Raw genomic sequence first — 22,446 nt, 5'->3', positions numbered from 1 at the left:
GGCCGCGCTTCCTCCCTGCCCGAAGTCCTTTCCCGGCCGCGCTTCCTCCCTGCCCGAAGTCCTTTCCCGGCCGCGCTTCCTCCCTGCCCGAAGTCCTTTCCCGGCCGCGCTCCCTCCCTGCCCGAAGTCCTTTCCCGGCCGCGCTTCCTCCCTGCCCGAAGTCCTTCCCCGCCCAGAGCCTTTCCCCGCCCGCAGTCTTTCCCCATCGGGCCCTTCCCCGGCCCGCGTGTGTCCCGTACGCGCCCCCCGTCACTAGGCTGACGCCGGGTGCGCATTCCCCACCCGGTCCTCCTGGACCGCCGCCTCACCTTCCAGGGACGCAACATGGCCGCCGCCTCGCCCGTGACCTTCGACGACGTCCGCGACGCCGCCGCGCGCCTCGCGGGCGTCGCCCACCGCACCCCGGTACTGACCTCCCGCACGCTGAACGCGCGCATCGGCGCCGAGGTCTTCGTCAAGTGCGAGAACTTCCAACGGGTCGGCGCCTTCAAGTTCCGCGGCGCCTACAACGCCGCCGCCCGGCTCTCCCCCGAGCAGCGGGCCAAGGGCATCGCCGCCTACTCCTCCGGCAACCACGCCCAGGCCACCGCGCTGGCCGCCCGCGAACTCGGCACCACCGCCGTGATCCTCATGCCCGAGGACGCCCCGCGCGCCAAGCGGGCGGCCACCGCCGGATACGGCGCGCGGATCGTCACCTACGACCGCTACACCGAGGACCGCACCGCGCTCGGCGAGGCCCTCGCCCGGGACCGCGGCATGGCCCTGATCCCGCCCTACGACCATCCGCACGTCATCGCCGGCCAGGGCACCGCCGCGCTCGAACTGTTCGAGGACACCGGCCCGCTGGACGCCCTGGTCGTACCGGTCGGCGGCGGCGGGCTCATCGCCGGCAGCGCCGTCACCGCGAAGGCGCTGCACCCGGCGGTCCGGGTGATCGGCGTGGAACCCGAAGCGGGCGACGACACCAAGCGCTCCCTCGCCGCCGGCCGGCGCGTCACCGTGCCCGTCCCGCACACCATCGCCGACGGCCAGGCCCTGCCCACCCCCGGCGAGATCACCTTCGCCGTCAACCGGCGCCTCGTGGACGCCATCGCGCTCGTCACCGACGAGGAGATCGTGCAGGCCCTGCGCTTCGCCTTCGAACGACTGAAGATCGTCCTCGAACCCAGCGGCGCCACCGCGCTGGCCGCCCTGCTGGCCGGCCGTGTCGAGAAACCGCCGCGGCGGATCGGCGTCATCGCTTCCGGCGGGAACGTCGACGCCGCCCGGTTCGGCGCGCTGCTGGCCGGCTGACCCGGGGCGGACGCCGGGCCCGAGACGTTCGCCACAGGCCGGGCCGGGCACATCGCGCGCCGCACGGGGTATCCGGCTCGCGAGAGGAGGCGGCCCCGGACGTGGTGGCCGTGTCGCACATGAACGGGCAGCGGGCCGGCGGGTTCCGGCGGGATGAGGGTCAGGCCGTACGGCCGTCGACTTCGCGGACGTCGCCGTGTGTCCGGGCCGTCGCGGCGGCGCAGAACGCCTCCAGCCCGGTCAGCAGCGCGCCGCGCTCGGCGGCCGACATCAGCGCCAGCACCGACCGCACCTCCCGCTCCCGCCGCTCGCGCAGGTCGGCGAGGAAGGCGCGGCCCCGGCCGCTCAGGCGCAGCTGGACCTCGCGCCGGTCGTCCGGGCGCGTCGCCCGCTCGACGAAACCGGCCGCCTGCAACCGGTCGCAGAGCCGGCTGGTGGACGGCGGGGTGGAGGCGAGGGAGTCGGCGAGGGCGCCCAGGGTGATGCCCTCGTGGTGCTCCAGGATGTGCAGGACGCGCAGTTGGGACGCGGAGGCCGGGGCGGTCGAGGCCCGGCCCCACAGAACTTCCAGCAGCTCCGCGGCCGTGGCGGTCACCCGCGCGACCTCAGCGGGCTCCGGGCGGGGACGGAAGACGCTCACGATCACCCTCTCGCAGGCGCTGGACGAGCCGTCAGCCTACTAGGCGCGCGCCGCCGGCCGACGTCGCCGACGTCCCGCGCCCCGAAGACGAACGCCCCAGCACGAGTGCCCCACGACAGGTGCCTTCAGGACAGGTGCCCCAAGACAGAAGAGGACAGGTGCATTCACTGCCGTGTACAGACTTGAGACCGCCGTACGCGCGCTGCGCACGGCGGCGCCCCACGAACTGCCCGAGACCGCCCGCCGCGCACTGGCGCGGGGATACGCGGCGGACGACGTCCAGCTCTATCTCGTCGACTACGGCCTCACCGTGCTGCGGCCGGTGACCGCACCGCCGGAGACCGGGCACCCCGTCTCCGTGCACAACGGCCCGGCGGGCCGGGCCTTCGGCGCCCAGCAGCCGTACCTGGAACCGGCCGGCGACGGCCGGGCCCGGGCCCAGTTGCCGGTCACCGTGCGCGGCGACCGGCTCGGCGTGCTGTCGGTGCAACTGCCCGACGCGGACCGGGCGCGCGCCGCCCTGCCCGAACTCGCGGAGATCGCCGAAGTGCTCGGGCACGAGCTGATCGTCGCCGAACGCGACACCGACCGCTATCTGCTGGCCCGCCGCACGGACCGGCTCACCCTGGCCGCCGAGATGCAGTGGCAACTGCTGCCCGGCCGCTCCTGCGCCCGGCCCGAGTACGAACTCGGCGCCCAACTGGAGCCCGCGTACGCCGTCTTCGGCGACAACTTCGACTGGTCCGCGACCGCCGACCACCTCATGCTGTACGTCACCAACGGCATGGGCGAGGGCACCGAGGCGTCGCTGCTGACCAACCTGGCGGTCAACGCCCTGCGCAACGCGCGCCGGGCGGGCCTGCCGATCGCCGACCAGGCGTGCCTGGCCGACCAGGCGGTCTTCGCCCACTACCGCGGCCGCAGCTATCTCTCCGTCCTCATGTTCGACTTCGAACTCGCCACGGGACGCGCCCGGGTGGTCGACGCCGGCTCCCCGCTGCTGCTGCGACTGCGCGCGGGACGGGTGGAACGGGTCGACTTCGAGGCCCAGTTGCCGCTCGGCATGTTCGAGGAGACCGACTACGTTGCGCAGGAGTTCGAGGTACGGCCGGGCGACCGGCTCGTCTCCGTCAGCGACGGGGTCTACGAGGCCGTCTCGCCGAAGGGGGAGGTCTACGGCGACGGCGCGCCGGCCCGGGCCGTGCAGACCACCCGGCTGCTGCCCGCCGCCGAGGTGCCGCGCGCCGTCCTGCGCGAGCTGACCGGCCACCGCGGCCGCGGCGCGCCGGACGACGACGCCCTCGTGGTCTGCCTGGACTGGCACGGTCGTTGACCCCCGCGTTGTTGTTCCCGCGGCCCGCGCCGGGCTAATGTTTGTCATACGGCAATAAACGGTCGGGACGGCACGGCCGACGGCGGCCCCGGGCGGTCGCGCTGAGGGAGACGATGCGGGTGACGGAGCGGGCCGGAGTCTCCCTGACCGACCGCCGGGAACGGTCCGCCGCGGCCGGGCCGGCGAGTCCGCGATGACCGCACCCGCGCGGGACCGGCCCGCCGCCGGGCCGGCCCCGGTGCGCGCGGCCACCGTCATCCTGCCGATCGGCTCCGACGCGGACCTGGCCTGGGTCCGGCAGCAGGTCCGGCGGACCGCGGCCGGCCTCGGGTTCGGCCTGGTGCTCCAGACCAAACTCGTCACCGCGGCCAGCGAGCTGGCCCGCAACACCCTGCTGCACGGCGGCGGCGGACAGCTGGACATCGGCACGCTGGGCGGCGAGCGGGCCCGGGGCGTCCGGCTGGTGTTCACCGACAACGGTCCCGGCATCCCCGACGTCGAGCGGGCGATGCGCGACGGCTACAGCACCGGCGGCGGCCTCGGACTCGGCCTGAGCGGGGCCAGACGGCTGGTCCACGAGTTCGCGATCGAGACGGAACCCGGCCGGGGGACCGCGGTCACCGTCGTCGTCTGGGACCCGGCGGCACCGTGCTGAACGGCTCACTGCGCGGCGGGGCCCGGCTCCACGGCCGCCTGGCGCAAGGACCGCAGTCCGCGGCGCAGCGCCGCCCGGTCGGCGGGCGCCATCCCCGCCAGCGCGCGGGCCAGCGCCCGCGCCCGCCGGTCGGCCACCTCGTCCAGTACCCGCCGGCCCTGGGTGCTCAGCCGCAGCCGCACCTCCCGCCGCCGGTGTGGATGCGCGTCCCGCTCCAGCAGCCCGGCCGCCACCAGCCGGTCGCAGAGCCGGCTGGCGGTGGGCGGGCCGATGTCCAGCCGCTGGGCGAGGCCCGTCAGGTTCAGCCCCGGCGCCTCCTCCAGGGTGCGCAGCGCGCGCAGCTGATGCGGGGACAGCCGCAGCGCCGCGCCCTGCGCCGCCACTGACCACAGGGTCGTCAGACTGTCCACGGCACCGGCCAGCTCCCGGGCGACGGCCTGGAGGTCGTCACCGGGACCGTCGAGACGGGTCATGCAAAGGCTGTACCCGAAGACCCGCGGCACACGCAAGACCGAGCCCCGGCTCGGTGCCGGGGCCGGCCCGGATGTGTCCGGGGACCGGTGATTCACGTGGTGCGGGCCGGACCCCGGTACGGCGAGACTGCGGAGGTCGTTGCTTGGCACCCTCTCCCGACGGAGGTACCCGTAATGCCAACTGGAATGTCATGGGCACGACATATAGGGGTCTGGGCGGGCACGCTGCTGCTGCTGGCCACCGGGGCGTGGTCCACTCCCGCCGTCGCCGCCGACGGCCCCACCGTCACCACCCGCTACGGCCAGGTACGGGGCGCGGCGGGCGAGAGCGCGCACTCCTACCTCGGCATCCCCTACGCCGCCCCGCCGGTGGGATCGCTGCGCTGGCGCCCGCCGGTGCCGCCCGCGCGCTGGTCCGGCGTCCGGGACGCCACCACCCCCGGTGACCCGTGCATGCAGACCGCCTCGGGCAGCCCGTGGGGCGACCTGGCCGGACCCGGCACCCCCAGCGAGGACTGCCTCTACCTCAACGTCCACACCCCGGCCCGGCCCGCCCCGCTCAAACGGCCGGTGATGGTCTGGATCCACGGCGGCGGCTTCACCGTCGGCTCCGGGGCCTTCTACGACGGCAGCACCCTCGCGGCCGACGGCGACGTGGTCGTCGTCACCCTCAACTACCGGCTCGGCGCCTTCGGTTACCTGGCCCATCCCGGCCTGGCCGGGGAGTCCGCCGAGGGCATCTCGGGCAACTACGGCCTGCTCGACCAGCAGGCCGCGCTGCGCTGGGTACGCGACAACGCGGCGGCCTTCGGCGGCGACCCCGGCAACGTCACGATCTTCGGCGAGTCGGCGGGCGGCGGCAGCGTCTGCCAGAACCTGGTCTCGCCGCGCACCGCGGGCCTGTTCGACCGGGCCATCGCCCAGTCGGGCTGCGGGTTCACCCTGCCCACCCAGGAGTCGCAGGAGCGCGGCGGCACCGCCTGGGCCCAGTCGCTGGGCTGCGCGGACGCCGCGTGCCTGCGCGCGCTGCCCGCCGACCGGCTGCTCACCGCCGCGCAGAGTCCCACCGCCCGCTGGACGCCCAACGTCGACGGCGCGGTACTGCCCCGGCAGGTGACCGACGCGCTGGAGAGCGGACGGTTCCACCGGGTCCCCGTGCTCCAGGGCACCACCGCCGACGAGGGCCGGCTCTCCGTGGCGACCACCTACGACCTGGCCGGCCGCCCGCTCACCGCCGCCGGATACCCGCCGGCGGTCCGGGCCCTGTACGGCGAGCGGGCCGACGCGATCCTCGCCCGCTATCCGCTCTCGGACTACGGCACGCCCGCCGAAGCCCTGGGCGCGATCCTCACCGACTCCCCGTTCGCCTGCCCGCAGTCCCGGACGGCGGGTCTGGCGGCCCGGTACGTGCGGTCCTACCAGTACGAGTTCGCCGACCGCCAGGCCATGGACCACCTCGGCCTGCCGGTCAGTTTCCCGATCGGCGCCCCGCACGGCTCCGAGATCCGCTACGTCTTCGGCGGCGTCGAGGGCACCCCCGCGCAGAACGCCCTGGCCGACTCGATGCTCGGCTACTGGACCAACTTCGCCAAGACCGGCGTCCCGTACGCGGCCGGCGCGCCGCGCTGGCCGCTCTTCCCGCAGGTGCAGACCCTCGCCCCCGAGGCGATCACCCCGGGAACCACCTTCCCCGAACGGCACAAGTGCGACCTGTGGGACCAGTCCGCCTCCTGATCTCCGACGGACCGCGCGACCCGGCCCGGGACGGTCACCCCGTCCCGGGCCGGACCCGGGGGCGCGGGGTCAGTACGGGCGGTCGCCGGCGATGGCGACGCGCTCGGCGACGCGGTGATCGGTGCCGTAGTCGCCCACGGCGTAGTGCTGGGTGGCGCGGTTGTCCCAGAACGCGATGTCGCCCGGCTGCCAGCGGAACCGCACCTGGTACTCCGGCACATGCGCCTGCTGGAACAGGAACCGCAGCAGCCGGTCGCTCTCCTCGCGGTCCATGCCGGTGATGTGCGTGGTGAAGGAGGTGTTGACGAACAGCATCCGCCGCCCGGTCGCCGGATGCGTGCGCACCACGGGGTGTTCGACGGGCGGGAAGCGGTCCTGGAAGGGGGCGAGCCGCTCGGGACCGTAGAAGCGGGCGAAGCCGGGGATGAAGTCGTGCACCGCGCGGGCACCGTCGATCCGGTCCTTCACCTGCTGCGGGAGGTTGTCGTAGGCGGCGGCCATGTCCGCCCACATGGTGTCACCGCCGAACGGGGGCACCTCGCGCAGTTGCAGGACCGCGCCCAGCGCCGGGCGCTCGCGGAAGGTGACGTCGGTGTGCCAGACGTTCTCGAACGTGGGGGTGGCGCCGCGGCTCTTGTCGAAGCGGACGACGTCCTCGCTGGTGCCGGCGGCCAGCAGCGGGTTGGTCTCCAGCTCGCCCCAGTTCCGGGCGAAGGCGCGCTGCTGGTCGGAACTGAGGTGCTGGGACCGGAAGAAGAGCACCTTCCACTCCAACAGAGCACGGTCCAGCTCCGCGCGCAGGGCGGGGGACAGCGGACCCGAGAGGTCCACCCCGCGGATCTCGGCCCCGATGGTGCGGGCCCGCGGGACGACGTCGAAGAGTTCGTACGGGCGCTCCTGCCACCCGTCGGGCAGCCGGCGCAGGACGCGCGGCCCCTCGTAGATCCCGTCTCCCGGGATGCGCGCGGTGCGGAGCGTGGCTGCCGGCAGGTCGACCGTGGCGGTCATGGGGTCCTCTCCTTCGGGCCGGGGCGGGCGAACGGCACGGCGGACACGCGGAGCGGGGCGGACGGGACACCACCCGGTACGCGGGAAAGGGCCGTCCGCGGCGCGCCGCCGTCATGGCCGGCTCCGGCAACGGCGGGTGGGCGTCCGATGCGACGGGACGCCGGTGAACGCGGTGAAAACACCGAGCCCTCGGGCTCGGATTCGGACGCGCGGAAGGTCTCCGGCTAACGGCCGGAGCGCTCACACCCGGTTCGCCTCGGGACGCGCAGAGGCCCCGCGGCTGACTCGAACCAGTAGATGAGCATGGACCGATTGTGTGATCCAGCCGCCCGGCTGTCAACGGGCCGCCGTGACCACCCACTGAGGGACGGGCGGCCGAGCCCCGCGGCCACCGCCCCGCCGGCCGCGGTGCCCGCCCCGCGGAACACCGCGCATACCGGCCGCGCGGGAGGGTAGGGCTTCCCCGCGCAAGCCCATGCACCCCACGCACCAGCCAGCCACCAAGTCGCGGTCCCCGCGCGGACGGGGCGCGACGGCCGCCTCCCAGGAGCGTCGCCATGCCGGACATCGGAATCATCGGGGCGGGGATCGCCGGTCTCCACCTGGGCCTTCTGCTGCGGCAGCACGACCTGCCCGTCACCCTCTACAGCGACCGGACCCCGGCCCAGGTGGCCACCGGCCGGCTGCCGGCCACCGTCGCGCACCACGCCCCCACCCTGCGCCGGGAGGCGGCGCTCGGTGTCGGTTTCTGGTCCGCCGCCGAATACGGCTACACCTGCCACCACCACTACGTCGGCGGCCCCCGCCCGCTGTCCTTCCGCGGTGACTTCACCAGCCCCTCCTGCGGCGTCGACCACCGTCTGGTGCTGCCCGCCCTGACCGACGTGTTCCAGGAACGCGGCGGCGAGCTGCGGGTGGGCCCGGTGGCCGCCGCCGACGTGGAGCGGCTCGCGGCCCGGCACGACCTCCTCGTGGTGGCCGCCGGACGCGGACCGCTGGCCGGTCTCTTCGCCCGGCTCGACGGCCCCGGCTCGGCCACCGCGCCGCGCCGCCGGCTGTGCGCCGGCCTCTACCACGGCATCGCCCCGGCCGAACCCAAGGGCGTCACCCTGTCGCTGGCCCCCGGCCGCGGCGAACTGATCGAGATACCGCTGTACTCCCGCGACGGACACGTCACCGCGCTGCTCTTCGAGTGCGTGCCCGGCGGCGGCGCCGACGCCCTCTGCGAGATCGACCACCGGACCGGTCCGGCCGTCTTCCGCCGGGCGGTGCTCGACGAACTCGCCGCCCACCACCCCACCGTCGCCGCCCGGACCGCACCGGCCGGGTTCGGCCTCACCGGCCCGCTCGACCTGGTCCGGACGGCGGTCGTGCCGACCGTACGGGCGGACTGGGCGCGACTGCCCGGCGGGCGGTGCGCGCTCGCCCTCGGCGACGCCCACACCGTCGTCGACCCCATCGTCGGGCAGGGCGCCAACATCGCCTCCTACAGCGCCGAGGTGGTCGCCGAGGCCGTCCTGGCGGACCCCGTCTTCGACGAACTGTTCTGCCGCCGGGTCGCCACCCGCCGCGCCGAGGTCGTCAGGGGCGCGGCCGGCTGGTCCGACCTCATGCTCCAGCCACCCGAACACGTACGGCAGTTGCTCGGCGCCATGAGCGAACTGCGCGGCGCCGCCGACGAGTTCACCGACAACTTCGGCCACCCGGACCGGCAGTGGCGCATCGTCGCCACCCCCGAGCGCACCCACGCGTTCCTGGCCCGGCACACCGCGGCCGACCGCGCCTGAGTACGCGTACTCACACCGGCTGCGTCCCACCGCGCTGCCCCGCCCCGCCGCCGTCCCGCACGATGGGGGCCCATCCCGCGGCGGAAGAGGTACTCATGGCCCGTGACCCGCAAGTGCGCATGGCGACCACCGAGGATCTCCCCTGGATCCACGAACTGCGCCACCGGGTGTACGCGCGGGAACTGGGCCAGCATCCGCCGCACCCGTCCGGACAGCTGCACGACGGGCTCGACGGCGACAACGTGTACCTGGTCGTGGCGCACGGCCCGGTCCGCACCGGCTTCGTCAGCGTGACACCGCCCGGGGCGGGCCGCTACGCGCTGGAGAAGTACCTCACCCGCGAGGAACTGCCGGTGCTGGCCGAGGACGGCGTGTTCGAGGTCCGGCTGCTCACCGTCGAACCGGAGCGCCGGTCCACCGCCGCCGCGCCGCTGCTGATGTACGCGGCGCTGCGCTGGATCGCGGCCCGGGGCGGCCGCCGGGTGGTGGCGATGGGCCGCACCGACCTGCTCCCCATGTATCTGGCCACCGGACTGCGCCCCGCGGGCCGTACCGTCCGCAGCGGCGCCCCGACCTTCGAGGTGCTGACCGGGAGCGTGCGCGAGCTGAGCCGGGCCGCGGCCGGCCGGCACCGCGCCGCCGTCGACCGGCTGCGCGCCCGGACCGACTGGCGGCTGGACGTGCCGTTCGCCTTTCCGCCGGACGGCTGCGAACACGGCGGCGCCTCGTTCACCGCCATCGGCACCGACTTCACCGACCTGGGCCGGCGCCACCGGATCGTCGCCGCCGACGTGCTGGACGCCTGGTTCCCGCCGGCCCCCGGGGTGCGGGCGGCGCTCGCCGAGGACCCGGCCTGGACCGCCCGCACCTCACCGCCCGCCGGGGCCGAGGGGCTGCTCGCGCGGATCGCCGCCGCCCGCGCGCTGCCGGTGGAGACGCTCGCGGTGGGCGCCGGTTCCTCCGACCTGATCTACCGGGCGTTCGGCCGGTGGCTGACCCCCGACAGCCGGGTGCTGCTGACGGACCCCTGCTACGGCGAGTACGCCCATGTCACCGAGCGGGTGATCGGCTGCCGGGTCGACCGGTTCCGGCTGCGCCGCGAGGACGGCTGGCGGATCGACCCGGACCGGCTGGCGGCCACCGTCGCGGCCGGCGACTACGACCTCGTCGTCCTGGTCAACCCGAACAACCCGACCGGCGTGCACGCCCCCGCCGCCGGGCTGCGGCCGCTGCTCGCCGCCGCGCCGCCCCGGACCCGCTGGTGGATCGACGAGGCGTACATCGGCTACGCGGGACTCACCGAGTCGCTCGCCGCACTCGCCGCGACCGACCCGCGGGTGGTGGTCTGCGCCTCGCTGTCGAAGATGTACGCGCTGTCCGGCCTGCGGGTCGCCCACCTGGTGGCCGAACCGGCCACCGCGGCACTCCTGCGCGAGTGGACGCCGCCCTGGCAGCTCGGGCTCCCGGCCCAGCTGGCCGCGGTGGCGGCGCTGGGCGACCCGGCGTACTACACCGACCGCTGGCTGCGCACCCGCGCCCTGCGCCGGGGTCTCGCCGCCGGCCTGGCGGCCCTGGACGCGACGGTGACGGTCGAGGAGTCCGTGGCGAACTTCCTCACCCTCACCCTGCCGCCCGACGGGCCGGGCGCCGCCCGGATGGTGGCCGAGTGCCGCCGCCACGGGGTGTACCTGCGCGACCTCACCCCGCTGTCACCGGCCTACGGGGGCCGCGCGGTGCGCGTCGCGGTCCGGGACACCGCCGAGAACACCCGTATCGTCGCCGCCTGCCACGCCGCCCTGGAAACGCTCCGGCCGGGCCCGGCGGCCGGCCCCGCCACGCCCCGGACCGTCGCCGCCACGGCCGCCGGACCGGTCGGCTGACCCGGACCGGTACGGCGGTCCGGGCACCCGGCCGGGCCGGTCACCGGCGGGCGGGGACGGCCGTCCCGGCGAGGCACCGGAGCGCGGACCGGTGGCGGCCGGCCCGCCCCCCGCTGCGCCCGCCCCCGGCTACGCGCCGGCCGCCGGGCCCGTCTGCTGGACCACCTCGAAGGACCACAGCGTGGAGCCGCTCGCCGCCGGCTTCGGACGCTCGCCCGCCGCGCCGCCGCCCTGGTGGGCGGACTTCATCGGGCCCTCCATCCACGCCTGGAACGACTCCTCGTCGCGCCACCGGGTGTAGACCAGGTAGGTGTCGGTGCCCTCGACCGGACGCAGCAGCTCGAACCACTCGAAGCCGTCGGAGTTCTCCACGGCGTGCGCCCGGGAGGCGAAGCGCTTCTCCAGCGTCTCCCGCTGCTCGGCGGGCACGGTCAGTACGTTGATCTTGACTACGCTCATGGCCTCATCCTGCCGTACGGGCCCCGCCGCGGCCGGTCCGGGTCACCCGCGCGGCGCCCGGACGCCGTGCCGCGCGAGCAGGGACGCGCAGATCTCCCCGGCGCGCACGGCGGTGGTGGACAGCAGGGTCGAGCTGAGCCCGTGGGTGTGTTCGGTGCCGCCCTGGAGGTAGACGTCGGCGGTGACGCCCGGCGCGGTCGCCACCCGGTGGTCGCGGCCGACCCGCAGGGCGTCCTCGTCGTCGCGCAGACAGAGCTTGGCGACCTCGCCGAGGCTGTCCCCGATGCCCTGCGGCCGGTAGCCGGTGGCGTGGACGAGGATGTCGGAGGCAAGGACTTCGCGCTCGCCGGTCGGCAGGAACTCGACGGTCACCCGGACGTCGTGGTCGCTGGTCTCGACCTCGCGGATGCGGGAGACGTTGAGCATCCGCAGCCGCTGCCTGCCCTGCACCCGCTCCTGGTACATGGTCCGGGACAGCGACTCGATCAACTCCGTGTCGACCACCGAGTAGTTGGTGCCGCGGTGGTAGTCGAACAGGGACTGCTTGACCTCGGCGGGCGCGGCGTAGAAGACGTCCACGGCCGCCGGGTCGAAGATGCGGTTGGCGAACGGGCTGTCGTCGGCGGGTGTGTAGCCGTACTTGGCGAACACCGAGCAGATCTCCGCGTCCGGCAGCTTGCGGTGCAGGTAGTCGACGGCCTCGGCGGCGCTCTGACCGGCCCCGAGGACGACCGCGCGCCGCACCGGCCGCCCGGAGCGGACCAACTCCGCGACCCGGGGCAGCAGTTCGCTGGTGTGCCAGACCAGGTCGGACAGTACGGCACCGGGCGGCAGCCGGGGCTCCAGGCCGGTGGCCACGCACAGGGCGCGGGCGCGGCGCACGGTGTGCCGGTCGGGCGCGGCCGGGTCCCGGCTGACCACGTCGAACCAGCGGACCTCGCCGTCCTCCGTGACCGGCCGCACCGCGACGACCTCGGCGCCGTACGCGACGAGATGCCCGAGGCGGGCGGCGGCCCACTCGAAGTAGTCGTGGAACTCCACCCGCAGCGGGAACAGCGTCTTCTGGTTCAGGAAGTCGGCCAGCCGGCCGTGTTCGCGCAGGTAGCACAGGAAGCTGAAGTCGCTGGTGGGGTCGCGCATCGTCACCAGGTCCTTGAGGAAGGACACCTGCATGGTGGCGTCGTCGATCAGCATGCCCCGGTGCCAGCCGAACCGCGGCTGCCGCTCCAGGAACCCGGCGCGGAACGGCGCCTCGGGGCCCGCGCCGACGCCGTGTTCGTGCAGGGCGATCGCGAGGGCGAGGTTGGCCGGACCGAATCCGATGCCCAGCACGTCGTAGACGGAATCCGGCCCACTGTGCAACGTCGTCACCGCGTCATCGCCTCCCGTCGCGGGAACCCGGCGTTCCCCGGAAAGAACACAGGCTGCTCCCAGCAGGCACATGCTAGATAAGGTTAGGCTTACCTAGCAACGGGTGGGCAGGGTGTGGTCTCCGCATGGCTGCGCGCCCTGTGCATCAGGTGACCCTTACTTTACGATGGCGCCGGTCCGGCCCCGGGGCCGTGACCGACCTGGCGGGAGGCGCGTTGTCGTGTGCGGTGCCGAGGAAGCCCTGGCCCACTGGCGGCGGTTGCTCACCCCGCCGCCCCCGGAGGTGCCGCTGCCCTGCGACCGGCCCCACCCGCGCCGGCCGTCCACGCACCGGCGCACGCGCACCCTCACCGGTGTGCCGGACGCCCCGGGCCCCGTGCTGCTGGCCGCCTTCTTCGCGCTGCTGCACCGCTACAGCGGCGCGACGGACCTGACGGCCGGTCACGACGGGCTCCCGGTGCGGGTGTCGTTGCGGTACGAGCCCGGCTTCCGGGAACTGGTGCGGCGGGTGACCGAGGTGTGGCAGCGGGCCGAGAGCCAGCGGCTGCCGGTCGAGATGCTGGCCGACGAGGTGCGTCCGGCGCCGACGCGCGGTGGCGGCCTGTTCTTCAACACGGCGTTCGCCACCGCCGGCCGGCCCGGCACCGGCTTCCCCGCCCCGCTCGACCTGCTGCTCGACGTGCGCGGCGGCGCGGCCCGCGCGACCTACCACCCCGGGCTCTTCGACGCCGCCACCGCCGACCGTGCCCTCGGTCACCTGCGGACCCTGCTGACCGACGCCCTGGCCCGCCCGGACACCCCCGTCGCCCGGCTGGCGCTGCTGCACCCGGCCGAGTACCGCCGGCTCACCCGCGCCGACGACGCCGGTCCGGGCTCGCGGGCCTACGTCCTGGACGGGTACCTCCAGCCCGTGCCGGCCGGCGTCACCGGCCAGTTGTACCTGGGCGGCACGGGACCGGCCGGAGGTCGGCCGGGCCGCCCGGGTCCGACAGCCGAGCGGTTCGTCGCCGACCCGTTCGGCCGGCCCGGCTCCCGCATGTACCGCACGGGCCGGTCCGTCCGCCGGACGGCCGACGGACGACTGCGTCCGGACCCCCGCACCCCGAGAGAGTGAGGAAGCGACCGATGAGCGACGTGACGAGCGGTACGACGAGCAACCCGTTCGAGGACCCCGACGGGGTCTACCTGGTCCTGGTCAACGACGAGCGCCAGCACAGCCTCTGGCCCGGCTTCGCCGAGGTCCCGGCCGGCTGGCGGGTGGTCCACGGCCCCGCCTCCCGGCAGTCCTGCCTGGACCACGTGGAGACGCACTGGACGGACCTGCGGCCCCGCAGCCTGGCCGAGGCGATGGACGGCTGACCGGGAGGGCTCCGATGTCAGTGCCGGATGCGAGGCTGGTCGGCATGGATGAGGCGGAGTTCATGCGCGGCCGGGTCTACGGAGCCGAGCACGGTGACCCCGGGCCCCGGACCGGACATGTGTACGCACAGTTGGTGGGCGGCCCGCTGGACGGCCTGCTCCTGGACGTCACCGGCACGTTCGGCGACGGCAGGCCGGAGAGCATCGCCCTGCCCACCGAGATAGGCAGGTACGGCCCCGGCGGCCGGGCCGTCTACGCGCCCCGCCCGCCGGACGCCCGGCGCTTCGACTGGCAGGGGGACGCCCCGTGACTGCCGGGTGCTCCTGACTGTTCGGCGTCCCTGGCTGCCCGGCCGCGCAGGCCGCGCCGGGCTGCGGCGCCGCTCAGCCGAAGGCCCGGTCGGCTCAGCGGACGGCCCTCGCCGGCCGCGGTGGGCTCGGGATGACTGGACGGCGGTCCGGTCGGCTCAGCCTCAGCCGGCGGTCCGGTCGGCCTGTCGCCGCAGTGCGGCCGTCAGCGCCTGTGCCGGTGCCGCGAGGGCGCCCGGCATCCGTACCAGGCTGATCCGGCGGATCTCCGCGGCGGCCCCTGCCACGTCCACCAGCCGTACCCCGGCGGGCAGGACGGGGAGCAGTGCCGGGGTCGCCGTGGTGACCCCGGCGCCGGCGGCGACGAGGTGCAGCCTGGTCAGCCAGTCTCGCGCGGTGTGCCGGACCACCGGGCGGCCGGGCAGTCCCGGCCAGACGCCCAGCAGTGGTTCGGCGGTGCCGCCCGGCCCGGCGATCCACGGCTCCCGGGCGAGCTCCGCGGCGCTGACGTGGTCCCGCGCGCCGAACGGGCCGTCGGCCGGCACCGCCACGGCCAGCCGCGTCTCGAGCAGCGGCTCGGCCCGCAGCGGCGGGTCTTCGGTGTCGGGGGAGCGGTGCGGTGGCCGGGAGGTGACCACGGCGAGGTCCAGGGTGCCCGCCCGCACCGCCCGCACCAGGGCCGGGGTGGTGGCCTCCCGGGTCGTCACCCGGACCCGGGGACGGTCCCGGCGCAGCGCCGCCAGCGCGGCGGCCACGAGCACCGGGCCGGCCGGCGGGAAGAAGCCGAGGCGGACGGCGCCGCCGTCGGTCCCGGTGCTGTGCAGTTCGTCGTCGGCCGCCGCCACCGCGTCCAGCGCGACCACCGCGTGCCGCAGCAGCGCGCGCCCGGGACCGGTCAGCCGTACCCCGCCGGGGTGCCGGTCGAAGAGCCGGACGCCGGCCGCCTGCTCCAGGCCCGCCATCTGCCGGGAGACGGCCGACTGCGTGTACCCCAGCGCCTCGGCCGCCGCCGTGAACGTGCCGCGCTCCGCCACCTCACGCAGCACCCGCAGCCCGACCAGCGTCATGTCCATGAGTGGACAGCATAGGGGGTATGCCAGACATTCGTTGGCCGCATGGCCGCATGGCCGCATGGCCGCGGGCGCTCGTAGCGTGGTGGCATGCCTTTCATCAACGTGTATCTGCGCCGGGGTACGACCCCCGAGTACCGGCACGACGTCTCCCTCGGCCTGCACCGGGCCATGGTCGACGTGCTGAGGATTCCCGAGGACGACCAGTTCCACGTCTTCCACGAGCTCGATCCCGACAACTTCCGCATCCAGCCGGTGGTCTTCGGCCTGCCGCGCGGGGAACGGACCATGTTCGTCCAGTTCTGCTTCAACCACCGCCCCGCCGAGCAGAAGGCGGCGCTCTTCGCGGCCGTCGTCGAGAACCTGCGGCGCAGTCCCGGGGTGCCCGAGGAGGACCTCCTGATGACCGTGCTCGAGACGGCGCGCGAGAACTGGTGGGCCGCGGGCCGCACCGTCGACCCCGTCACCGGCTACGACGAGCGGATGGCCCCGCCGACGCCGACGCCCTGACGCGGGCCGCCCCGGCCGGCGGCCCCGGGGCGGACCGCCGCCTCAGACCGCGCTGTCGCGCAGTTCGGCCAGCGTGCCGGCGGTCAGCCGCCGGGGCGTGGCATCGGGTTCGACGAGTACGACGGTGCAGCCGGCGGCCCGGGTGAGGGCGCTGGTGAAGCTGCCGTCGGCGAACTGGGTGAGCGGACCGCGCGGTGAGCGGCCGACCGCGACCGACCGGGCGCCCAGTTCGGCGGCGTGCCGGGCCAGCGCCCGGCCGGCGGCGGCGTGGTCGCCGACGCTGGTCAGGATCTGGCCGGTGGCGGTGACGCCGTGCCCGGCGAGCCGGTCCAGGTGGGCGGTGACGGCGGTCCGGGCCCGCTGGTCGCTCTCGGCGTCGACGGCCTGCTGCCCGACCACGGCCGTCTGCTGGACGTGCACCACTTCCAGCGGGCTGCCCGTGTCGAGGGCGATGCGCGCCGCGGCGTCCACGATGGCGGCGGCCCGGTCGTGGTCGCCCACCGCCACCACCACCGGCCGGGTGCCCGGCGCGGCCGGCCGGCCGACCGGGACCAGGGCCGGCGGCACCGGCTCCCCCTCCCCGGTGGACAGTTCGGCCTGCCGCAGCAGCCGGTGGCCGCTGGCCAGCACCGGGATGGCGAGCAGGAAGGTGGCCGCCCCGAGGTAGAAGGGGACACCCAGGTCGGTGGCGTCGGCGAGCTTGCCGGCCACGTACGGGGCCAGCCCGCCGCCGATGAAGCGCAGGAAGCCGTACGCGGAGGAGGCGACGGGGCGCTCGACGGGGGAGACGAGCATGACGGCCTGGGTGGTCAGCGTGTTGTTGATGCCGATGAACGCGCCGCTGACGATGACGGCGACGATCACCACACCGGGCGAGTCGACGCCCGCGGCGATGACGGCCATCACGATGCCGAGGCCGAGCAGGTTGGCGTAGAGCACCGGGGCGGTGCCGTAGCGGGCCTGGAGGCGGGGGGCGAACAGCACGCTGAAGGCGGCCACCAGCAGGCCCCAGGCGAAGAAGACCAGACCGAGCTGATGGGCGTTCAGCTCCATCGGGTAGGGGGCGTAGCCGAGCATGGTGAAGAAGCCCCAGTTGTAGAGCAGCGCCATGATGCCCATGGTCAGCAGTCCGCGGTGGCGCAGTGCCTTGAGCGGGGCGATGGGCGAGGTGGGCCGGGCCGGTTTCGGCAGACCGGGCACGAACAGTACGGTGGCGACCAGGGCGACGGCCATCAGGACGGCGACGCCGAAGAACGGGCCGCGCCAGCTGATGGCGCCCAACTCGCCGCCGAGCAGCGGCCCGACCGCGATGCCGAGGCCGAGCGCGGTCTCGTAGAGGATGATCGCGCCGCTGAAGCCGCCGCTCGCCGAGGCCACGATGACGGCGAGCGAGGTGGCGATGAACAGCGCGTTGCCGAGCCCCCAGCCGGCCCGGAAACCGACTATGCCGTTGATGGAGCCGGTGGTGCCGGCCAGCGCGGCGAAGACCACGATGACCGCGAGCCCGGTCACCAGGGTGCGCTTGGCGCCGATCCGGCTGGAGACCCAGCCGACGAAGAGCATGGCGACGGCGGTGACGATGAGATAGCTGCTGAACAGCAGTGAGACCTGGCTCGGTGAGGCGTGCAGGCTGTCCGCGAGGGCGGGCAGGATCGGGTCGACGAGCCCGATGCCCATGAACGAGATGACACAGGCGAAGGCGACGGCCCAGACGGCCCTGGGCTGTTTGAACGGACTCGCGGCCTTGTCGTGCGAAGCGGTGCTCATGCGCGGTGTTCTCCCTGGTACGAGGCTGTACGGGAACGGCTGGCAGGCGGCGGAGCAGAGTGCGGGTCAGGGGCCGGCCCGGTGCTCCTCGATGGCGCGGGCCAGGGCGGGCAGCGCGATCCGCACGGCCCGCTGCTCCGCTTCCCCGAGGGTGTCGATCAGCGACTGAAGGGCCCGCGAACGCTGCGCGCGGCGCCGGCCGAAGACCTCCCGGCCCGGGTCGGTGACCTCCACCAGCACCCCGCGGCCGTCCCGCGCGTCGGCGACCCGGCGGACCAGGCCGTCCCGCTCCAGGCGGGTGACGAGCTGGGTCATGTTCGGCTGGGACACGCCCTCGTCCCGGGCCAGGTCGGTGAGCCGCTGCGGGCCCTCGCGGGTCAGCCGCCCGAGGGCGGCGGAGGCGGCGGTGCTGAGCCCGCCGGCGACCGCGCTGCGGCGTACGTGGCGGACCATGAGTTCCATGGCGATCATCAGCTCTTCGGACGACACCTCGCCGTCCGGGTCGGCGTCCTCGCCCACGACCGGCTTCTGCATAAGGCGATTATGCATCTACGTGTACCTTGCATCAAGGTCTGCCGGGGACGGTGGGAGACCCCGCGGGAATGCCTGGGCACGGGCCACTGTTGTGCGACACGGAATGACATGAGCGGGTCACTGAGGCCGGCTCAAGGAAAGGATCACCGTGGCACGCAGCACCGTACGTCCCGTCGTCAAGCTGAGGTCGACGGCGGGCACCGGCGTCACCTACGTGACGCGCAAGAACCGGCTCAACGACCCCGACCGGCTGGTCCTGCGCAAGTACGACCCGGTCGCCGGCCAGCACGTCCCCTTCCGCGAAGAGCGCTGACGCTGACGGAGCCGGAAGAGCTGACGGAGCCGGAAGAGCTGACGGAGCCGGAAGAGCTGACGGAGCCGGAAGAGCTGACGGAGCCGGAAGAGCTGACGGAGCCGGAAGTAAGGAGACCCCTCATGAAGGTACGTAATTCCCTGCGGGCGCTGAAGGCCCGGCCCGGCGCGCAGGTGGTGCGCCGCCGGGGCCGCGCGTTCGTCATCAACAAGAAGGACCCGCGCGCCAAGGCCCGCCAGGGCTGACCGGCTCGCGGCCGGCGAAAAGCCGTTGCGGTCACGAGCCGTCACCACCGACCCTGCTCCCATGCCCGCTGCCTTCCTGCGGCCGGTCTCCCTCGAGGACGCCCCCGCCGTCACCGCGCTGCTCAACGAGATCGACGTGCTCGAGATCGGCCGCCCCGAGACCGACCAGCACACCGTCGAAGCCGACCTGAAGCGTCCCGGGACGGACCTGGCGCACGACTCCTGGGTCGCCGTCGAGGACGGCCGGCCGGTGGCGTACGGACTGCTGTGGAACGACTCCGGCGGGGAACACGTCGACATCGACCACTACGTGCTGCCCGACCACCAGCCGGCCGGACTGCGGCTGCTGGCCGCGATGGAGGCGCGCGCCCTGGCCACGGCACGCGCGGGCGGTGCCGGGCACGCCGTGGTCCACCTGCACCTCAACGCCGTGCCCACCACCGACACCGCGCTGCTCACGGCCCGCGGCTGGCGCACCGTGCGGCGCCACCACGTGCTGCACCGCCCGCTCGACCCGGCGCGGGACCACGCCCCCGAGCCGCCGCCCGGGGTGCGGCTGCGGGCCTGCGCCACCGAGGCGGACCGGGTCCGGGTGCACGAGCTCCACCAGGCGTCGTTCGCCGAGCACTTCGGCTTCCGGCCGCGCGGCTACCGGCAGTGGCTGGACGCCGTCGACGCCGAGCGGCTGGACTGGTCCCTGGTGTGGATCGCCGGCACCGACGAGACGGGGGACGCCGGGTTCCTGCTGGCCCGGGACGACCGGGAGGCGATGGGCTGGATCCGCAACGTCGGCGTCCTGCGCGAGGCACGCGGCCGCGGCCTGGGCGGACTCCTGCTGCGGCACGCCTTCGCCCGGTTCGCCGCGCGCGGCCGGGACACCGTCGGCCTCGGCGTCGACACGGCCAACGCCACCGGCGCGCCCCGGCTGTACGGCCGGCACGGCATGACACTCCACTACGCCGTCGACACCTGGGAGACCGTCCTCACCTGACGACGGCACCGGCACGCCCCCGGCGCGCTCCGGGGGCTCGCCACGCCCCCGGGGGTGACTGAGACGTGCCGTGCCGTCCTGACAAGCTGGTGGCATGCGTCTGTACGAAGAACGCCTCGCCGTACCGAGAACCTGGTTCTGGCTCAGCGCCCTGCCGGGCGCGATGGCCGCCGCGGTCCTGCTGCCGTTCGGTCCCGCCGTCGCGGCCGGCGGGCTGGCGGCCACGGTGCTGCTGACCGCCCTCGGACTGTACGTCTACGGTTCCGCCGGCATCGTGGTGACCGGCGGTCACCTCACGGCGGGCCCGCTGCGCTACCCCCTGACGTCCCTCGGCATGGTGGAGATCCTGGACGCCGAGGAGGCTTTCCTGTGGCGCACCCGGCGGGCCGACGTGTCCGCGGCGATGGTGCTGCGCAGCTACGTCCCGACCGCCGTGCGCATCGAACTCGCCGGCCCGGACCGCCCCGCGCCCTACCTCTACCTGTCCACCCGCAGCCCCGCCACGCTCCTCGCGGTCCTGTCCTTCGCCCGCCGCTGACGACATCGGAAACCACGTGCGGGTCCCTCGCCCGGGACCGACCGGCGGATCAGGCCGCCGCGGCGAAGCTGCTGCTGATCGCCGTGTCCATGCGGGCGTGCACCACCAGCCGCAGCCCGCGGCTGTCCGCGTCCGCCTCCAGCAGCCGGCGCAGTGGCGCGCTGTGGGTGACCACGGACATCAGGACACCGAGCCGGCCGCAGAACTGGTGGGCCCGCAGCACGGCACTGACCGCCGCGCTGCCCGCCGCCCGCTCGCCGATGACGACGACGACCGGGCTCGGCCGGTGGGCGTCGACCAGATCCGTGATCCGGCTCGCCAGCGCGGCCCGGCCACCGATCCCGGGGTCCTCCTCCACCGTGATGACCAGCACCTCGTGCTCCAGACGGTACGACAGCATGGCAGCCTCCGATCCCCACCGTTCACGCCGGTGTCTCCGGCGGTGAGAGTGCCCCCGGAAACGGTCCTGATGCCCACCGGCCACGGACGCGTACGTCACAGCCACCGAGGTGTCCGTCGACGCGCCCCCCGGGCCGCCGGTCACCCGGACGGCGTACGGCACCGGACCGTGGGAGGTCCGTCGCCCACCGGGCGGGGCCGGTCCCGCCTGGTGGGAGCCGCCCGGGAGTGCCAGGCTGAGGGGAGAACCCGGGAGGAAGCCGATGGGACGGGATGTGCCGGCTCTGGTCTTCACCCGAGAAGACCGCCGCCGCTACCGCGTGAAGATGCAGGAGTGCCTCGACTCGTTCGCGCAGATGCTGCGCGAGTCACGGTTCGAGTCGGAGCGGCCCCAGGTCGGGCTGGAGATCGAGCTGAACCTGGTCGACGACCGGGCCGAGCCCGCGATGCGCAACAGCGACGCGCTGGCGGCGATCGCGGACCCCGCCTGGGACACCGAGCTGGGCCGTTTCAACCTGGAGCTCAACATCCCGCCGCGCAGTCTGACGGCCGGCGGCCCCGACGCCTGGGAGTCCGAGATCCGGGCCGCGCTCAACCACGCCGACCAGCGGGCCAGGTCGGTCGGCACCCAGCTGATCATGACCGGCATCCTGCCCACCCTGCGGCAGCGGGACGCCGGCGCCGCCGCCCTGTCGGAGAACCCGCGCTACCGCCTGCTCAACGACCAGATCTTCGCGGCCCGCGGCGAGGACCTGCGCATCGAGGTGGACGGCGTGGACCGGCTGCGCACCTACGCCGACACCATCACCCCCGAGGCCGCCTGCACCAGCACCCAGTTCCACCTCCAGGTGTCACCGGAGGAGTTCGCCGGGTACTGGAACGCCGCGCAGGCCATCGCCGGCGTCCAGGTCGCGCTGGCCGCCAACTCGCCCTTCCTGTTCGGCAAGGAACTCTGGCACGAGACCCGTATCCCGCTCTTCGAGCAGGCCACCGACACCCGCCCCGAGGAGATCAAGGCGCAGGGCGTGCGGCCCCGGGTCTGGTTCGGCGAACGCTGGATCACCAGCGTCTTCGACCTCTTCGAGGAGAACCTGCGCTACTTCCCGGCCCTGCTCCCGCTGTGCGACGACCAGAGCCCGGCCGAGACCCTGGACCGCGGCGACATCCCCGAACTGGGCGAACTCACCCTGCACAACGGCACCATCTACCGCTGGAACCGCCCGGTCTACGCCGTCGCCGGCGACCGCCCGCACGTCCGGGTGGAGAACCGGGTCCTGCCGGCCGGCCCCACCGTCGCCGACACCCTCGCCAACGGCGCCTTCTACTACGGGCTGACCCGCGCCCTGGCCGAGGAGGAACGCCCGGTGTGGTCCCGGATGTCGTTCGCCGCGGCCGAGGACAACCTGCACACCGCGGCCCGGCACGGCATCGAGGCCCGGCTGTACTGGCCCGGCGCCGGCGAGCTGCCCGCCGCCGAACTGGTGCTGCGCCGACTGCTGCCGCTGGCCCACCGCGGCCTCGAACGCTCCGGCCTGGACGCGGCCTGGCGCGAGCCGCTGCTCGGCGTCATCGAGCAGCGCTGTGTCACCGGCCGCAACGGCGCGACCTGGCAGAAGGAGATGTTCCACCACATCCGCGCCGCGGGCCACTGCGACCGGCACGAAGCGCTGCGCCGCATGACCCGCCAGTACATCGACTACATGCACCTCAACGCCCCGGTGCACACCTGGCCGGTCGACTGACCCCGCCGCCCCGCCGCCCCGCCGCCCCGACGCACA

At 74.6% G+C, this 22,446-nt stretch carries 23 protein-coding genes and 1 pseudogene; 15 read left to right on the top strand and 9 right to left on the bottom strand.

Features of this window, described 5'->3' with window-relative positions; translation table 11 throughout:
* Positions 1–324 precede the first annotated feature (324 nt).
* Positions 325–1,293, top strand: a complete 969-nt coding sequence (locus ACTT8P_RS15170; protein ID WP_442832153.1) for a threo-3-hydroxy-L-aspartate ammonia-lyase — start codon at positions 325–327, stop codon at positions 1,291–1,293.
* 160 nt (positions 1,294–1,453) lie between these two features.
* Here ACTT8P_RS15170 and ACTT8P_RS15165 read toward each other — a convergent pair whose 3' ends face one another.
* Complete coding sequence (locus ACTT8P_RS15165; protein WP_442832149.1) at positions 1,454–1,939, bottom strand: MarR family transcriptional regulator; 486 nt, start codon at positions 1,937–1,939, stop codon at positions 1,454–1,456.
* Positions 1,940–2,105: 166 nt separating this feature from the next.
* On the opposite strand from ACTT8P_RS15165, the gene ACTT8P_RS15160 reads away from it, so the two are divergent.
* Positions 2,106–3,266: a PP2C family protein-serine/threonine phosphatase gene (locus tag ACTT8P_RS15160; RefSeq protein ID WP_442832148.1), complete on the top strand. Its 1,161-nt coding sequence runs from the start codon at positions 2,106–2,108 to the stop codon at positions 3,264–3,266.
* 193 nt (positions 3,267–3,459) lie between these two features.
* Positions 3,460–3,921: an anti-sigma regulatory factor gene (locus ACTT8P_RS15155; RefSeq protein ID WP_442832147.1), complete on the top strand. Its 462-nt coding sequence runs from the start codon at positions 3,460–3,462 to the stop codon at positions 3,919–3,921.
* 5 nt (positions 3,922–3,926) lie between these two features.
* On the opposite strand, the gene ACTT8P_RS15150 is transcribed toward ACTT8P_RS15155, so the two are convergent.
* Entirely contained in the window at positions 3,927–4,394 is a 468-nt protein-coding gene (locus tag ACTT8P_RS15150; protein WP_442832146.1) for a MarR family winged helix-turn-helix transcriptional regulator, read from the bottom strand.
* Positions 4,395–4,580: 186 nt separating this feature from the next.
* On the opposite strand from ACTT8P_RS15150, the gene ACTT8P_RS15145 reads away from it, so the two are divergent.
* Complete coding sequence (locus ACTT8P_RS15145; RefSeq protein WP_442832145.1) at positions 4,581–6,128, top strand: carboxylesterase/lipase family protein; 1,548 nt, start codon at positions 4,581–4,583, stop codon at positions 6,126–6,128.
* A 69-nt stretch (positions 6,129–6,197) separates the two neighbouring features.
* Here ACTT8P_RS15145 and ACTT8P_RS15140 read toward each other — a convergent pair whose 3' ends face one another.
* Positions 6,198–7,136, bottom strand: coding sequence for a TauD/TfdA dioxygenase family protein (locus tag ACTT8P_RS15140; protein ID WP_442832144.1), 939 nt, complete (start codon positions 7,134–7,136; stop codon positions 6,198–6,200).
* A 557-nt stretch (positions 7,137–7,693) separates the two neighbouring features.
* Here ACTT8P_RS15140 and ACTT8P_RS15135 point away from each other — a divergent pair.
* Together ACTT8P_RS15135 and ACTT8P_RS15130 are read left to right on the top strand one after the other, a co-directional pair.
* Positions 7,694–8,923, top strand: a complete 1,230-nt coding sequence (locus ACTT8P_RS15135; RefSeq protein ID WP_442832143.1) for a styrene monooxygenase/indole monooxygenase family protein — start codon at positions 7,694–7,696, stop codon at positions 8,921–8,923.
* Positions 8,924–9,018: 95 nt separating this feature from the next.
* Positions 9,019–10,803, top strand: a complete 1,785-nt coding sequence (locus tag ACTT8P_RS15130; protein ID WP_442832142.1) for an aminotransferase class I/II-fold pyridoxal phosphate-dependent enzyme — start codon at positions 9,019–9,021, stop codon at positions 10,801–10,803.
* Between the two features lie 129 nt (positions 10,804–10,932).
* On the opposite strand, the gene ACTT8P_RS15125 is transcribed toward ACTT8P_RS15130, so the two are convergent.
* Both ACTT8P_RS15125 and ACTT8P_RS15120 read right to left on the bottom strand, forming a co-directional pair.
* The gene (locus ACTT8P_RS15125; protein ID WP_442832141.1) at positions 10,933–11,262 is read right to left on the bottom strand and encodes an antibiotic biosynthesis monooxygenase family protein; all 330 of its coding nucleotides are present in this window, start codon (positions 11,260–11,262) and stop codon (positions 10,933–10,935) included.
* A 42-nt stretch (positions 11,263–11,304) separates the two neighbouring features.
* Entirely contained in the window at positions 11,305–12,633 is a 1,329-nt protein-coding gene (locus tag ACTT8P_RS15120) for a lysine N(6)-hydroxylase/L-ornithine N(5)-oxygenase family protein (RefSeq protein ID WP_442832140.1), read from the bottom strand.
* Between the two features lie 220 nt (positions 12,634–12,853).
* Between ACTT8P_RS15120 and ACTT8P_RS15115 the strand changes: the two are divergent.
* The 3 genes and pseudogenes from ACTT8P_RS15115 to ACTT8P_RS15105 form a co-directional block, all read left to right on the top strand.
* Positions 12,854–13,717 (top strand): annotated as a pseudogene (locus tag ACTT8P_RS15115) (hypothetical protein); the annotation flags it as partial.
* A 41-nt stretch (positions 13,718–13,758) separates the two neighbouring features.
* Positions 13,759–13,992: an MbtH family protein gene (locus tag ACTT8P_RS15110; protein ID WP_442832139.1), complete on the top strand. Its 234-nt coding sequence runs from the start codon at positions 13,759–13,761 to the stop codon at positions 13,990–13,992.
* A 44-nt stretch (positions 13,993–14,036) separates the two neighbouring features.
* Positions 14,037–14,303 carry a hypothetical protein gene (locus ACTT8P_RS15105; RefSeq protein ID WP_442832138.1) on the top strand — a complete coding sequence of 89 codons (267 nt, stop codon included), beginning with the start codon at positions 14,037–14,039 and terminating at the stop codon, positions 14,301–14,303.
* Between the two features lie 162 nt (positions 14,304–14,465).
* On the opposite strand, the gene ACTT8P_RS15100 is transcribed toward ACTT8P_RS15105, so the two are convergent.
* Positions 14,466–15,374, bottom strand: coding sequence for a LysR family transcriptional regulator (locus ACTT8P_RS15100; RefSeq protein WP_442832137.1), 909 nt, complete (start codon positions 15,372–15,374; stop codon positions 14,466–14,468).
* 87 nt (positions 15,375–15,461) lie between these two features.
* Here ACTT8P_RS15100 and ACTT8P_RS15095 point away from each other — a divergent pair, with 87 nt between their 5' ends.
* Positions 15,462–15,881 (top strand): tautomerase family protein, encoded by a 420-nt coding sequence (locus ACTT8P_RS15095; RefSeq protein WP_442832136.1) that lies wholly within the window; start codon positions 15,462–15,464, stop codon positions 15,879–15,881.
* A gap of 42 nt (positions 15,882–15,923) precedes the next feature.
* Here the strand turns inward: ACTT8P_RS15095 and ACTT8P_RS15090 are convergent, their stop codons facing one another.
* Both ACTT8P_RS15090 and ACTT8P_RS15085 read right to left on the bottom strand, forming a co-directional pair.
* Positions 15,924–17,648 carry an MFS transporter gene (locus ACTT8P_RS15090; RefSeq protein ID WP_442832135.1) on the bottom strand — a complete coding sequence of 575 codons (1,725 nt, stop codon included), beginning with the start codon at positions 17,646–17,648 and terminating at the stop codon, positions 15,924–15,926.
* A gap of 66 nt (positions 17,649–17,714) precedes the next feature.
* Complete coding sequence (locus ACTT8P_RS15085) at positions 17,715–18,182, bottom strand: MarR family winged helix-turn-helix transcriptional regulator (protein ID WP_442832134.1); 468 nt, start codon at positions 18,180–18,182, stop codon at positions 17,715–17,717.
* Between the two features lie 148 nt (positions 18,183–18,330).
* On the opposite strand from ACTT8P_RS15085, the gene rpmG reads away from it, so the two are divergent.
* The 4 genes from rpmG (at position 18,331) to ACTT8P_RS15065 (ending at position 20,269) form a co-directional block, all read left to right on the top strand.
* Positions 18,331–18,495 (top strand): 50S ribosomal protein L33, encoded by a 165-nt coding sequence (gene rpmG / locus ACTT8P_RS15080; RefSeq protein WP_442832133.1) that lies wholly within the window; start codon positions 18,331–18,333, stop codon positions 18,493–18,495.
* Between the two features lie 122 nt (positions 18,496–18,617).
* On the top strand, positions 18,618–18,740 hold the full coding sequence (gene ykgO, locus ACTT8P_RS15075; protein WP_442832132.1) for a type B 50S ribosomal protein L36: 123 nt from the start codon (positions 18,618–18,620) through the stop codon (positions 18,738–18,740).
* 61 nt (positions 18,741–18,801) lie between these two features.
* Positions 18,802–19,731 carry a GNAT family N-acetyltransferase gene (locus ACTT8P_RS15070; protein ID WP_442832131.1) on the top strand — a complete coding sequence of 310 codons (930 nt, stop codon included), beginning with the start codon at positions 18,802–18,804 and terminating at the stop codon, positions 19,729–19,731.
* Between the two features lie 94 nt (positions 19,732–19,825).
* Positions 19,826–20,269, top strand: coding sequence for a DUF3093 domain-containing protein (locus ACTT8P_RS15065; RefSeq protein ID WP_442832130.1), 444 nt, complete (start codon positions 19,826–19,828; stop codon positions 20,267–20,269).
* 49 nt (positions 20,270–20,318) lie between these two features.
* On the opposite strand, the gene ACTT8P_RS15060 is transcribed toward ACTT8P_RS15065, so the two are convergent.
* Positions 20,319–20,669, bottom strand: a complete 351-nt coding sequence (locus ACTT8P_RS15060; protein WP_442832129.1) for a hypothetical protein — start codon at positions 20,667–20,669, stop codon at positions 20,319–20,321.
* Between the two features lie 262 nt (positions 20,670–20,931).
* Here ACTT8P_RS15060 and ACTT8P_RS15055 point away from each other — a divergent pair, with 262 nt between their 5' ends.
* Positions 20,932–22,410, top strand: coding sequence for a glutamate--cysteine ligase (locus ACTT8P_RS15055; RefSeq protein WP_442832128.1), 1,479 nt, complete (start codon positions 20,932–20,934; stop codon positions 22,408–22,410).
* Positions 22,411–22,446 lie beyond the last annotated feature (36 nt).

Source organism: Streptomyces sp. JW3 (genome assembly GCF_052216785.1).
GTDB lineage: Bacteria > Actinomycetota > Actinomycetes > Streptomycetales > Streptomycetaceae > Streptomyces.
The sequence above is the reverse complement of the archived record's forward strand: the minus strand, read 5'-3'. Positions and strand labels throughout refer to the sequence as shown.